The organism is Ignavibacteriales bacterium, from assembly GCA_016709765.1.
Lineage (GTDB): Bacteria > Bacteroidota > Ignavibacteria > Ignavibacteriales > Ignavibacteriaceae > IGN3.
The window spans coordinates 36661-49474 of the sequence record JADJMD010000016.1; the positions used below are offsets into that span (position 1 = coordinate 36661).

Genomic DNA, 12814 nt, shown 5'->3' on the forward strand with positions numbered 1-12814 from the left:
AGATAAAAAATGGCTTTTAGAGTTCAAGAAAATGCAATGAGAGATATTAGTAGTATCACAATTGGCTTAGCAAGCCCTGATGATATTCTATCGAGATCTTATGGTGAAGTAACTAAACCAGAAACAATTAATTATAGATCATTCCGTCCCGAAAAAGACGGCTTGTTCTGTGAAAAAATATTTGGCCCCACACGCGATTGGGAGTGCTTTTGCGGGAAGTACAAAAGAATTAGGTACAAAGGTATTATCTGCGATCGTTGCGGTGTAGAAGTTACTCAGAAGAGCGTAAGACGTGAAAGGATGGGACACATCGGACTCGCCGTTCCTGTTGTTCACATTTGGTTCTTTAGAACTCAACCATCAAAAATTGGAAACATAATTGGTGTAAGTTTAAAAGAACTTGAAAAAATAATTTATTACGAATCCTATGTTGTATTAAACCCAGGTATTACTGGATTAAGCAGATTAGATTTAATTTCTGAAGATCAATATTTTGAAGTAATGAATTCATTACCTGATGGAAATGAAAAGTTAGATAACGATGATCCTAAAAAGTTTGTTGCAAAAATCGGCGGCGATGCAGTTAAAGAAATTCTAAAGAAAACTAATGTTGAAGAACTTTCTAAAACACTTAGAGAAGCTGTAAAAGTTGAAACATCGCAACAGAAAAAGGCCGACTTCTTAAAAAGATTACGAGTACTTGAAGCTTTTAAAGAAGCAGAAGGTAAAGTTCCAAATAGACCAGAGTGGATGGTATTAAATTACATTCCTGTTATTCCACCGGAACTTCGTCCACTTGTTCCACTTGAAGGCGGAAGATTTGCTACAAGTGATCTTAACGATTTATATCGTCGTGTAATCATCCGTAACAATAGGTTAAAAAGATTAATAGATATTAAAGCTCCAGAAGTAATTCTTCGTAACGAAAAAAGAATGCTTCAAGAAGCTGTTGACGCTTTGTTTGATAACTCTAGAAGAGGCAGCGCTGTAAGAAGCGATAACAATCGACCTTTAAAATCTTTAAGCGATATGCTTAAAGGTAAACAAGGTAGATTCCGTCAAAATCTTTTAGGAAAAAGAGTTGATTATTCTGGTCGTTCTGTAATTGTAGTAGGACCTGAATTAAAGCTTCATCAATGCGGTCTTCCAAAAGACATGGCCGTTGAACTTTTTAAACCTTTTATAATTAGAAAGCTTATCGAAAGAGGGCACAATAAAACTGTAAAGAGCGCAAGAAAAGTTGTTGATAGAAAAGATCCTATTATTTGGGATATCCTTGCAAAGATTATTGAAGCACATCCGATATTATTAAACCGTGCCCCAACACTTCATAGACTTGGTATCCAAGCGTTTCAACCAACTCTAATTGATGAAAGGGCTATTCAGCTTCATCCGATGGTGTGTACTGCTTTTAATGCGGATTTTGATGGTGACCAGATGGCTGTGCACGTTCCGCTTTCTTATGAAGCACAATTAGAAGCTTCTTTATTGATGCTAAGTAGTCATAATATTTTATCACCTCAAAACGGTAGTCCTATTGTAGTTCCAACTCAGGATATAGTTTTAGGATGTTATTATTTAACAAAATATCGCGAAGGTGATAAAGGCGAAGGAATGTTATTTTCTTCTCCTTCAGAGTTGATAATTGCATACGATAACAGAGTTGTGGGATTACATGCTAAGATTAAAGTCAGAATAGACGGTGAGATGATTGAAACTACAACCGGTAGGGTTATATTCAATCAAATCGTACCAAAAGAAATGGGATATATTAATCAGTTATTAATTAAAAAAGCTTTTGGTGGAATCATCGGAAAAATGTTTATGAAACTTGGTAACAAAGTTACTGCAAAGTTTCTAGATGATTTAAAAGATTTAGGATTTAGATATTCAACTGCAGGTGGTTTATCTGTTAGCTTTGGTGATATGATTATTCCTGAAGAGAAAGAAGCTTTAATAACAAAGGCAAACAAAAAAGTTGAAGGTATTCTTAATGAGCACGAAATGGGTGTTATTACAGATGCAGAAAGATATAACAAAATAATTGACGTTTGGACACATACCACAAACGATGTTGCTCGTGCCTTAATGGAAAAAATTAAACAGCACAATAAAGGATTCAATTCACTTCATATGATGGTTGACTCAGGTGCTAGAGGTTCCCAAGAGCAGGTAAGACAGTTAGCCGGAATGAGAGGATTAATGATGAAACCGCAAAAAACTCTTTCCGGGCAAGCGGGTGAAATTATTGAAAACCCGATTGTTGCTAACTTTAAAGAAGGACTTTCTGTATTAGAGTATTTCATATCAACACACGGTGCTAGAAAAGGATTAGCTGATACAGCTTTAAAAACAGCAGATGCGGGCTATCTTACAAGAAGATTGGTGGATGTTGCTCAGGATGTTATAATTTCTGAAGTAGATTGTGGAACTATTCTCGGCATAGAAATAAAAGCACTTAAAGATGTTGAAGAAGAAAGAGAACCATTAGCGGAACGTATCACAGGTCGATTTGCTCAAGAAGATGTTTATGATCCCCGCACAGATGAAGTTCTTATTGAAGCTGGAAACATTATATCAGAAGAAATTGCTGAAAAAATTGCTGATGCGAGTATTGATTCGGTTTATATAAGAACAGTTCTTACTTGTGAATCTAAACGTGGTGTTTGTTTGAAATGTTATGGTAGAAATCTTACTACTGGAAAACCAGTTGAGATTGGTGAAGCCGTAGGCATTATAGCTGCACAATCTATTGGTGAGCCTGGTACACAGCTTACGCTTCGTACCTTCCATCTTGGCGGTACATCTTCAAGAATTGCATCACAGTCTCAAGTAGAGTCAAACATAGATGGTATTGTGAAGTATGAGAAAGTTAGTGCAGTTGAAAAAATGGAAAAGGATCCTTTTGGTGGTGCTGATGTTAAAATAAATGTTGTTACTGGCCGTAGAGGAATGATTGAAATTTATGATGATAACAACAGGCAATTAAAGAAATTTGATGTTCCTTATGGTGCTGAACTTCTTGTAAAGGACGGTCAGAAAATTAAGAAAAGACAACCTCTGTATAATCACGATCCTTACAATTCTGTAATTCTTTCAGATATTTATGGTAGTGTAAAATTTGTTGATCTTATTGATGGCATTACATTACAACAGGTAACTGATGATCAAACAGGACACGTACAAAAGGTAGTTATCGAATCAAAAGATAAGAACCTCACACCAAGTATTTTGATAGAAAATTCAGATGGTGGAAAAAAATCTTTTAACCTTCCCGTTAGAGCATATTTATCTGTTGAAGAAGGCGAGAATATTTTAGCAGGAACTATTTTAGCAAAAATATCTAAGCAAACCACAAAGAGTAGAGATATTACCGGTGGTCTGCCAAGAGTTACAGAATTATTTGAAGCACGTAGTCCACATGAATCCGCAATAGTTTCAGAGATTGAAGGATTTGTAAAATTCGGTGCGCGTAAAAAAGGTTCGAGAGAAATACTTGTAAACGCTCCAGATAAATCGGATGAAAAGAAATATAATGTGCCATTACAGAAACACATTCTTGTTCAAGAAGGTGATGAAATTCCTGCTGGTGAAAAAATAACTGATGGACCAATCAATCCACATGATATTTTAGCTATTAAAGGAACTAGTGCCGTTCAAGAATATCTTGTAAATGAAATTCAGGATGTATATAGACTTCAGGGTGTTAAGATAAATGATAAACACATTGAAGTGATAGTTCGCCAAATGTTACAGAAAATTAAAATCGTTTCCCCTGGTGACACAAGATTCCTTGAAGAGGATATCGTTGATCGAATTGAATTTATTGAAGAAAACGGTAAGATAATTAATCTAGCTTATATCGAAGATAAAGGCGATTCTAAACTTAAAAATGGCCAATTAATTCTCAAATCTAAATTAAGAGAATTTAATGCTGATCTTAAAAAGAAAGAAAAGAAAGAAATTGTTGCTAGAGATGCGGAACCAGCAACTTTTGAACATATTCTTTTGGGAATCACTCAAGCCGCGCTTTCAACAGAGAGCTTTATTTCCGCGGCTTCGTTCCAGGAAACAACAAAAGTACTTGCAAATGCTGCCACGGAAGCAAAAGTTGATCATCTGTTAGGTTTAAAAGAAAATGTTGTAATGGGACATTTAATTCCAGCAGGTACAGGGATCAAGAAATATAGAAACTTGATGTTGGATAGTGAAGAAGTAGAAGTTCCTGAGGAAAAAGAAGAACAAAAAGAATTATTATCAGAGAATTAGTTGATAATTTCGGTAATACTTACTGTTTATTTGACTAATTGATAATAAAAACTATTAAAATTAAAAATAATTTCAGTTTTCTTGACAAAATTTAAACTGAAAACTATATTTGAAGTCTGAATTTTTTTGAAGAAGTAAATTTTAGGAGATTTTTGTGCCCACGATAAATCAACTTGTTAGAAAAGGTAGAGTTAGAATTTTATCTAAAAATAAAGCTCCGGCTTTAGATGCATGTCCTCAAAAAAGAGGTGTATGTACTAGGGTTTATACCACAACACCAAAAAAGCCTAATTCTGCTCTCAGAAAAGTTGCAAGAGTTAGACTTACAAAAACAAATATTGAGGTTACAGCATATATTCCAGGAGAAGGGCACAATTTGCAAGAACACTCAATTGTAATGATTCGTGGTGGTAGAGTTAAAGATTTACCGGGTGTAAGATATCACATTATCCGAGGTACACTCGATACAAGTGGTGTTGCGGACAGAAAAAAAAGTCGTTCAAAATATGGTACAAAAAAACCAAAAGTGAATAAAAAATGAGAAAAAGAAGAGCCGAAAAGAAATATTTAAAGCCTGATCCAAAATTTAATGACATTCTGGTATCAAAATTTGTTAATTGTGTAATGTATGATGGTAAAAAGGCTGTTGCAAGAAATGTGATTTATGATGCGTTTCTTTTAATAGAAGAAAAAACAAGTAAACCAGGTTTAGAAGTATTTAAAAAAGCAATTTCTAATACTCAGCCTATGATTGAGGTTAGAAGTAGAAGAGTTGGCGGTGCTACATATCAGGTTCCAACTGAAGTTAGACCTGAAAGAAGAATAGCGTTAGCGATGAGATGGATTAAGAACTATTCAAGATCAAGAGGCGAAAAATCAATGTCTGCAAAATTAGCTTCTGAGTTAATTGCAGCTTCAAATGGTGAAGGTTCAGCAGTTAAGAAAAAAGAAGATGTTCACAAAATGGCTGAAGCTAATAAAGCTTTTGCTCACTTTAAATGGTAATTAAAGAATAGATCGATATTAATGGCAAGTAGAGTTAAAATAGATAAAGTTCGTAACATTGGTATTATGGCGCATATTGATGCTGGTAAAACAACTACTACAGAGAGAATTTTGTTTTACACAGGTAAACTGCATAGAATTGGTGAAGTACATGATGGTGCCGCTACTATGGATTGGATGGAACAGGAAAAAGAAAGAGGTATCACTATAACAAGTGCAGCCACCACTTGCTTTTGGAATGATCATCAAATAAATATTATTGATACTCCCGGGCACGTTGATTTTACGGTAGAAGTTGAGAGATCGCTCAGGGTCTTAGATGGTGCTGTAGCACTCTTTTGTGCTGTTGGTGGTGTTGAACCACAATCAGAAACCGTTTGGCGTCAGGCTGATAAGTATGGCGTTCCTAGAATGGCTTTCATAAATAAGATGGATAGAACCGGTGCTGATTTTTATCACGCTGTTGAAATGATGAGAGAACGATTAGGAGCGAATGCAATTCCAATCAATTTACCAATTGGTGAAGGTGATATTTTTGTTGGTGTAATTGATTTAATTCAGTTTAATGCTAGAATGTATCATGAAGAGTCATTTGGTTCTACATTTGATGAAATGCCGATTCCACAAGATTTATTGGAAATTGCGACAAAATATAGAACTCAGATGTTGGAAGCTGTATCGGATGTAGATGATACACTTTTAGAAAAATATCTTGAAGGAAAAGAAATTAGTGCGGAAGAAATTAGAAATGTCTTAAGACGTGCAACTATCGAGTTAAAGATAGTGCCGGTTTTATGTGGATCATCCTTCAAAAATAAAGGCGTACAAAAATTATTAGATTCCATTGTAGATTTTTTACCATCCCCACTTGATGCTGCTGAAATCGAAGCACATCACATTGGACTTAATGATTCTGTTGTAAGAAAAATTAGCGAGGATGAACATTTTACTGCCTTAGCTTTTAAAATAATGAATGACCCATTTGTTGGAAAATTAACCTTCTTTAGAGTTTATGCAGGTTTGCTAAAATCAGGATCCTATATTTACAATTCAGTTAGTGGAAAAAAAGAAAGAATTAGCAGATTATTACAAATGCATGCTAATCATAGAGAAGAGATTTCAGAAGTTAAAGCTGGAGATATTGCTGCTGCAGTTGGATTAAAATTTACTAGAACTGGTGATACTTTATGTGATGAAGATGATCCTGTTGTAATGGAAAGAATAGTTTTTCCAGAGCCAGTTATTCAAATTGCTATTGAACCAAAAACTAAAGCTGATCAGGATAAATTGTCTGATGCACTATCAAAATTATCTGATGAAGATCCAACATTTAAAGTTAAAGTTGATGAAGAAACTGGTCAAACATTGATTAGTGGTATGGGTGAATTACATTTAGAGATTCTTGTTGATAGAATGCGACGTGAATTTAAGGTTGAAGCAAACATTGGTAAACCACAAGTTGCTTATCGCGAAACCATAACACAAAGTGTTCAAGCTGAAGGTAAGTTTGTTAAGCAATCAGGTGGTCGTGGTAAATTTGGCCATGTTTGGGTTGAGCTAACACCAAACGAGGTAGGTAAAGGATTTGAGTTTATAAACGGAATTGTTGGTGGAGTTGTTCCTAAAGAATATATTCCAGCAGTTTCGCACGGTATTCAAGATGCTATGAGAAATGGTGTAATCGCTGGTTTTCCTATGGTTGATATTAAAGCAAAGTTATATGATGGATCTTATCACGATGTTGATTCTGATGAAATTTCTTTCAAGGTAGCTGGATCTATGGCATTTCAAGCAGGAGCTAAAAAAGCTAATCCTGTTTTACTTGAACCCATTATGGGTGTTGAGGTTGTTACTCCTGAAGAGTATTTAGGTGATGTGATGGGCGATTTAAATTCAAGAAGGGGTAAAATCGAAGGATTTTCTGCTAGAAAAGATGCGCAAGTAATAAAGGCTCACGTTCCATTATCTGAGATGTTCGGATATGCAACTATACTAAGGTCAATGAGTCAAGGCAGAGCAATTTATTCTATGCAGTTTGACCATTATTCATCTGTTCCAAAATCAATTGCAGAAGAAATTTCTGAAAAAACATTAGGAAAAAAATCAGCCACTAACTAATAACTGGATTAAAAAAACTTAAAAAAAATTATTAAAGGAGAATTCGATGGCTAAAGAAAAATTTGATAGGAGTAAACCTCACGTTAACGTTGGAACAATTGGTCACGTGGATCATGGTAAAACCACATTAACCGCTGCCATCACAATGGCTCTCGCTAGAAAGGGCTTATCAGCAATAAGAACTTTTGATAGTATTGATAATGCACCTGAAGAGAGAGAAAGAGGTATTACGATTGCAACAGCTCACGTTGAGTATTCAACTGCGAACCGTCACTATGCACACGTTGATTGTCCTGGTCACGCTGATTATGTTAAGAACATGATCACGGGTGCTGCTCAGATGGACGGCGCTATACTAGTTGTTGCCGCTACAGATGGCCCAATGCCACAAACTAGAGAGCACATTCTCCTTGCTCGACAGGTTGGTGTTCCTAAAATGGTTGTATTCTTAAATAAAGTTGATATGGTTGATGATCCGGAATTGATTGAATTAGTTGAAGAAGAATTAAGAGACCTATTAACTGAATACGAATTCCCTGGTACTGAAATACCTATTATTAAAGGATCTGCACTTCATGCATTAGAAGCAGGTGCTTCAAATGCTGAAATTACTGATGAAAGATATAATTGTATTTGGGAACTTATGGATGCTGTTGACAGCTACATTCCGGTTCCTGAAAGACATTCAGACAAACCATTCTTAATGCCAGTTGAGGACGTTTTCTCAATTACTGGTCGTGGAACGGTTGCTACAGGTAGAGTTGAAAGAGGTCAAGTTAAAATTCAGGAAGAAGTTGAACTTATCGGATTAGGCTTACACAAGAAAACAGTTGTTACCGGTATCGAAATGTTTAGAAAAGAATTAGATCAAGCTATGGCTGGAGATAATGCTGGTATCTTGTTAAGAGGTGTTGATAAAAATGAAATTGAAAGAGGAATGGTACTTGCAAAAACCGGTTCTATTACTCCTCATACAAATTTTGAAGGATCTGTATATGTGCTTTCAAAAGATGAAGGTGGAAGACACACACCATTTTTTAATGGTTACAGACCACAGTTTTATTTCAGAACAACTGACGTAACTGGTGTTGCTACCTTACCAGAGGGAACTGAAATGGTTATGCCTGGTGATAATGTTAATTTATCAATTGAGTTAATTGCTCCAATCGCAATGGAAGAGAAATTAAGATTTGCTATTCGTGAGGGCGGTAGAACAGTTGGTTCTGGTGTTGTTACAAAGATTATAAAATAATTATTAAATGATTATTTAGTGTTGCTCTTGAAAAGGGAGTTTAATCTCCCTTTTCTTATCTAATTTAATAAAAGGAGTTGATTAAGTGCCCGGTCAAAAAATAAGAATTAAATTGAAATCGTACGATCACATTTTGATTGATAAATCTACCGAGAAGATTATTAAAACGGTTAGAAGTACTGGTGCGGTTGTTTCCGGACCTATTCCGCTTCCAACAAAAAGAACTATTTATACAGTTTTGCGTTCACCTCACGTAGATAAAAAATCAAGAGAGCAATTTGAAACAAGGGCGCACAAAAGAATAATCGATATCCATAACTCAAACAACAAAACCGTGGACTCTTTAAGTAAACTTGATATTCCTGCGGGTGTTGATATTGAGATTAAGCTATAATGAATATTGGAGATAAGATGTCTGGCATAATTGGTAAAAAATTGGGAATGTCTAATATCTTCGGTAAAGACGGAGAGATTATACCTGTTACTGTTATACAAGCAGGACCATGTATGGTTGTAAATATTAGAACTAAAGAAAAAAATGGTTATGAGGCTTTTCAATTATCTTTTGGTGAAAGAAAAGAAAAACATACTACTAAACCTTTAGCTGGTCAATACAAAAGCAGCGGAATCAAACCTGCAAGATTCTTAAAAGAGTTTAGGAATTTCGAAGCTGGTGATTATAAAGTAGGTGATCAGATAGGTGCCGACTTTTTTATTGAAGGTGAGAAAATAAAAGTTCGCGGTAAAAGTAAGGGTAAGGGATTTCAGGGTGTTATGAAACGCCATAATTTTGGTGGTGTTGGTGGAACAACTCACGGACAAAGCGATCGATTAAGAGCCCCTGGATCAATAGGTTCAAGTTCATATCCTTCTAGGGTGTTTAAGGGAATGAAGATGGCAGGCAGAATGGGTTATGACAATGTAACCATAGCGGGATTAAAAGTAGTTAAAGTTATTCCAGAACAAAATTTAATTTTTGTTAAAGGCGCTGTTCCAGGTGCCGTGAATACAATTTTAGAATTGATTAAGAAGTAATTCGGTTAATAAAATGATACTTGATGTTTTAAAAATAGATGGATCTAAATCGGTTGATAAAATTGATTTATCCGATAGCATTTTTGCGATAGAACCTAATGATCACGCAATCTATTTATCTGTAAAAGCTTTTTTAGCTAACCAAAGACAGGGTACATCCAAGTCTAAGGAAAGAGCAGAAGTTAGAGGCGGCGGTAAGAAACCTTGGAAGCAAAAAGGTCGTGGAGGTGCTCGCGCCGGTACATCACGCTCACCCTTATGGGTTGGTGGTGGAACAATATTTGGGCCACGTCCGAGAGATTATAGACAAGATTTACCAAAAAAAGTTAGAAGATTGGCTCGTAAATCAGCTTTTAGCTATAAAGCTAAAGATGCCCAACTTTTAGTTGTTGAAGATTTTAATCTTGATCAACCAAAGACAAAGGATTTTTCAAAAATTCTTAGTGCGTTAAAAGTTAGTGGCAAAAAAATTCTTTTACTTACAGAAGCAAATAATCCGAATGTTTATAAATCAGGAAGAAATATTCCTAAAGTAAAAGTGTTAGAAGCATCAAAAGCATCTACTTATGATTTATTGAATAATCAGATATTGATCTTACAAAAAAGTGCAGTTAAAGAAATAGAAAAAACATTTACTGCAAATGAAGAGGTGGTAAGTTAATATGAATAATATTTTAGTTAGACCGCTTATAACAGAAAAAATGACAAACATCAGCGCAGAACAAGCTGGTAAGTATGGATTCTTGGTTAACCCACGAGCAAATAAAATTGAAATCAAAAAAGCGATTGAGAAAAAGTTTGATGTTCATGTTATTGAAGTTAGAACTATAAATCATCCAGGGAAAATAAAATCTCAATTTAGAAAAAGTGGAAGATTTGAAGGTAAAACAGCACGCTCTAAAAAAGCTATCGTTACCCTAAAAGAGGGAGAAAAAATTGAACTTTTTGAGCAAGTATAGCATAGGAAATAGGAATATATAATGGGAATTAAAAAATTAAAACCAACTACTCCAGGATCAAGATTTAGATCAAACTCTACTTTTGAGGAGATTACTAAAACTACTCCGGAAAAATCTCTTACGGGTGTTATTAAAAGATCCGGAGGAAGAAATAATCTTGGTCATATTACTACGAGATTTATTGGTGGTGGTCATAAAAGAAAATATAGAATTATTGATTTTAAGAGAAACAAACCTGGAATACCAGCAAAAGTTTTTTCAATTGAATATGATCCGAACAGAACTTGCAGAATAGCATTACTTCATTATGCTGATGGTGAAAAGAGATATATTCTAGCACCCGAAGGTTTAAAGGTTGGAAGTAAGGTAGTCTCTGGTCCTGGCAGTGATATTCAAATTGGTAATGCACTTCCATTAAAAGAAATGCCACTGGGTAGTTTTGTTCACAACGTTGAGATGAAACCAGGAAAGGGTGGGCAATTAGGAAGAAGCGCTGGGGCTTCAATTCAAGTTATGGCTAAGGAAGGCGACTTTGCACAACTAAAAATGCCTTCTGGCGAAGTGAGATTAATAAGACTAGAATGTATTGCTACATACGGTGTTGTTGGTAATTCAGAGCATGAAAATTTAAGTCAGGGTAAAGCTGGTAGAAACAGATGGCGCGGAATTAGACCAAGTGTTAGAGGTGTTGCGATGAACCCGGTTGATCACCCAATGGGTGGTGGTGAAGGTAAAACTTCCGGCGGTGGTCATCCTGTATCTCCTTGGGGACAAAAAGCTAAAGGTCTAAAAACAAGAAAAAGAAAAAAAGAATCTAATAAACACATTATTAAAAGACGTAAGTAGTAATTAGAGAGTAATTTATGCCAAGATCCGTAAAAAAAGGTCCTTTTCTAGATTATAAATTAGCTGAGAAAATTAAAAAGCTAAACGATACTAATCAGAAAAAAATTATAAAAACATGGTCTCGTTCTTCAACCATTTTTCCAGATTTTGTTGGACATACAATTGCTGTTCATAATGGTAATAAAATGATTCCTGTTTATGTTACTGAAAATATGGTTGGACATAAACTTGGTGAGTTTTCACCAACTAGAATTTTCAGAGGTCATCCTGGTACAAAGGCAGAAAAATCATCTAAATGATAAACAATAGGATTTGAAATTAATGGAAGCTAGAGCAATAAATAGATATATAGGTTCATCACCAAGAAAAATGAGATTGGTAATTGATCTTATAAGAGGAATGCGTGTTGATAAAGCTTTGGAAGTATTACACTTCTCCTCAAAGCATTCATCTAAAGATGCTGAAAAAACTTTGAGATCAGCAGTTGCGAATCTTTTAAACTCAGATGATGCAACCAGAGTTGAACCACAAGATTTATATGTAAAGGAAGTTTTTGTTGATCAAGGACCAACGATCAAAAGAATTTCACCAGCACCGATGGGACGTGCATACAGAATCAGAAAAAGATCCTGTCATTTAACTGTTATAGTTGCAAGTAAAGTATAATTAAGGAGATAGATTTTTGGGACAAAAAACACACCCCGTAGGATTTAGAGTTGGAGTCATCAGAGGTTGGGATTCTAACTGGTATGAAAATAAAAGCTATGCAGTTAAGTTAAAGGAAGATGATAAGCTTCGTACTTATGTAAAGAATAGATTGAAGAAGGCTGGGATTTCAAGAATTGTTATTGATAGGACTTCAAAAAATATAATCTTAACAATTCATACTTCAAGACCTGGAGTTGTTATTGGTAAGAGTGGTAAAGAAATTACACAGCTTGAAGAAGAATTGAAAAGAATAACAAGTAAAGATGTTAAAGTTCAGATATCTGAAATTAAGAGACCAGAATTAGATGCTTATTTAGTTGCAGAAAATATCGCTAGTCAGCTTGCTGGTAGAGTATCTTTTAGAAGAGCAATGAAAACTTCTATAACTGCCGCGATGAGAATGGGTGCTGAAGGTATTAGAATTATGTGTGCTGGAAGACTTGGTGGTGCAGAAATGGCAAGAACTGAGCAATATAAAGAAGGTAGAATTCCTCTACACACTATTAGAGCGGATATAGATTACGCAAATGGTAGAGCTGAAACAATTTATGGTTCTATTGGAATAAAAGTTTGGATTTGCCGTGGAGAAATTCTTGGCAAAAGAGTCACTGAATAAAATCGC

13 protein-coding genes are annotated in these 12814 nt (G+C 35.1%); all 13 read left to right on the forward strand.

All coding sequences use genetic code 11. The annotated features are described in order from the left end of the window. Positions 1-9: 9 nt before the first annotated feature. The 13 genes from rpoC to rpsC all read left to right on the forward strand — a co-directional run bounded on the left by rpoC (position 10) and on the right by rpsC (position 12808). Positions 10-4269 carry a DNA-directed RNA polymerase subunit beta' gene (gene rpoC, locus IPJ23_18680; protein MBK7632669.1) on the forward strand — a complete coding sequence of 1420 codons (4260 nt, stop codon included), beginning with the start codon at positions 10-12 and terminating at the stop codon, positions 4267-4269. A 154-nt stretch (positions 4270-4423) separates the two neighbouring features. Further along, the gene (locus IPJ23_18685; protein ID MBK7632670.1) at positions 4424-4810 is read left to right on the forward strand and encodes a 30S ribosomal protein S12; all 387 of its coding nucleotides are present in this window, start codon (positions 4424-4426) and stop codon (positions 4808-4810) included. Then, entirely contained in the window at positions 4807-5274 is a 468-nt protein-coding gene (gene rpsG / locus IPJ23_18690; protein MBK7632671.1) for a 30S ribosomal protein S7, read from the forward strand. The genes IPJ23_18685 and rpsG overlap by 4 nt, the downstream gene beginning before the upstream one ends. A gap of 21 nt (positions 5275-5295) precedes the next feature. Continuing rightward, entirely contained in the window at positions 5296-7392 is a 2097-nt protein-coding gene (gene fusA, locus IPJ23_18695) for an elongation factor G (protein ID MBK7632672.1), read from the forward strand. Positions 7393-7438: 46 nt separating this feature from the next. Then, complete coding sequence (gene tuf / locus IPJ23_18700) at positions 7439-8644, forward strand: elongation factor Tu (GenBank protein ID MBK7632673.1); 1206 nt, start codon at positions 7439-7441, stop codon at positions 8642-8644. Between the two features lie 85 nt (positions 8645-8729). Next, positions 8730-9038: a 30S ribosomal protein S10 gene (gene rpsJ, locus IPJ23_18705; GenBank protein ID MBK7632674.1), complete on the forward strand. Its 309-nt coding sequence runs from the start codon at positions 8730-8732 to the stop codon at positions 9036-9038. 17 nt (positions 9039-9055) lie between these two features. After that, positions 9056-9679 carry a 50S ribosomal protein L3 gene (gene rplC / locus IPJ23_18710; protein MBK7632675.1) on the forward strand — a complete coding sequence of 208 codons (624 nt, stop codon included), beginning with the start codon at positions 9056-9058 and terminating at the stop codon, positions 9677-9679. A gap of 13 nt (positions 9680-9692) precedes the next feature. Next, positions 9693-10340 (forward strand): 50S ribosomal protein L4, encoded by a 648-nt coding sequence (gene rplD, locus IPJ23_18715; protein MBK7632676.1) that lies wholly within the window; start codon positions 9693-9695, stop codon positions 10338-10340. Between the two features lies 1 nt (position 10341). Beyond that, the gene (gene rplW, locus IPJ23_18720; GenBank protein ID MBK7632677.1) at positions 10342-10638 is read left to right on the forward strand and encodes a 50S ribosomal protein L23; all 297 of its coding nucleotides are present in this window, start codon (positions 10342-10344) and stop codon (positions 10636-10638) included. 21 nt (positions 10639-10659) lie between these two features. Further along, complete coding sequence (rplB, locus tag IPJ23_18725) at positions 10660-11484, forward strand: 50S ribosomal protein L2 (GenBank protein MBK7632678.1); 825 nt, start codon at positions 10660-10662, stop codon at positions 11482-11484. 17 nt (positions 11485-11501) lie between these two features. Next, positions 11502-11783: a 30S ribosomal protein S19 gene (gene rpsS / locus IPJ23_18730; protein ID MBK7632679.1), complete on the forward strand. Its 282-nt coding sequence runs from the start codon at positions 11502-11504 to the stop codon at positions 11781-11783. A gap of 22 nt (positions 11784-11805) precedes the next feature. Continuing rightward, a complete protein-coding gene (gene rplV, locus IPJ23_18735; protein MBK7632680.1) occupies positions 11806-12150 on the forward strand; it encodes a 50S ribosomal protein L22 in 345 nt (114 codons plus the stop codon). A 16-nt stretch (positions 12151-12166) separates the two neighbouring features. Beyond that, positions 12167-12808: a 30S ribosomal protein S3 gene (gene rpsC / locus IPJ23_18740; protein ID MBK7632681.1), complete on the forward strand. Its 642-nt coding sequence runs from the start codon at positions 12167-12169 to the stop codon at positions 12806-12808. Positions 12809-12814: the final 6 nt, after the last annotated feature.